Source organism: Marinobacter sp. EVN1, assembly GCF_000475375.1.
GTDB lineage: Bacteria > Pseudomonadota > Gammaproteobacteria > Pseudomonadales > Oleiphilaceae > Marinobacter > Marinobacter nauticus.
Genome location: NZ_AXCB01000041.1, coordinates 1 through 579, shown reverse-complemented (window position 1 = coordinate 579; position 579 = coordinate 1). Strand labels below are relative to the sequence as shown.

The window sequence follows — 579 nt, the reverse complement described above, 5'->3', positions numbered from 1 at the left end:
CCAACCATGCTTCATCAAACCAATCCACTGTCGGTAAGGGGTATTTCTCAATAACTTTTTGGTATTTGAACCCGCTTTCTCCAAGCAAGTGCTCAGCAATTTCACGAGACGCATGAACTGATGAATACAATGCCGACCTAGCCATGCTTGGAGTAGCCAAGGCTGATTCTTTATGTATTGTTGCGTTACGTCGATCTGCTAACTTCAACGCAGATTTGAGCGCCCGTGAATCCTTGTCGAATTCAGCATCGACGAGAACGACTGGCCAGTTCTCAAATGCTTTTCGAAAGTGGGCTCGATCAAAGCTCTTTTCGATGTTTGGAAACTTTCCTGGGGAACCCGTAGTCAGAGTTTTTACTGACTGAAAAAATATTACCTCTACCAAGTGGTGAGCACTGAGCAGAACCATTTGTGACAACGCTCCATGCCTTGGCAACACTTGGAATTGATGTTCTGGTAACTCCTCAGTTACCAACCAATGCGCCCCGACGTACATCTCTGACCAAGAGTCCAAACTAACCCAGCCGAGGGAATGCGATTTCACGAAACTTTCGGTCATACGAAACACTTAACGCCTGC

The 579-nt window shown here is 46.3% G+C and carries 1 protein-coding gene; it reads right to left on the bottom strand.

The genetic code is table 11. The features are described from left to right. The coding region (locus tag Q674_RS41130; RefSeq protein ID WP_152526087.1) for a hypothetical protein at positions 1–559 on the bottom strand (559 nt) is incomplete at its 3' end. Between the last annotated feature and the right edge of the window lie 20 nt (positions 560–579).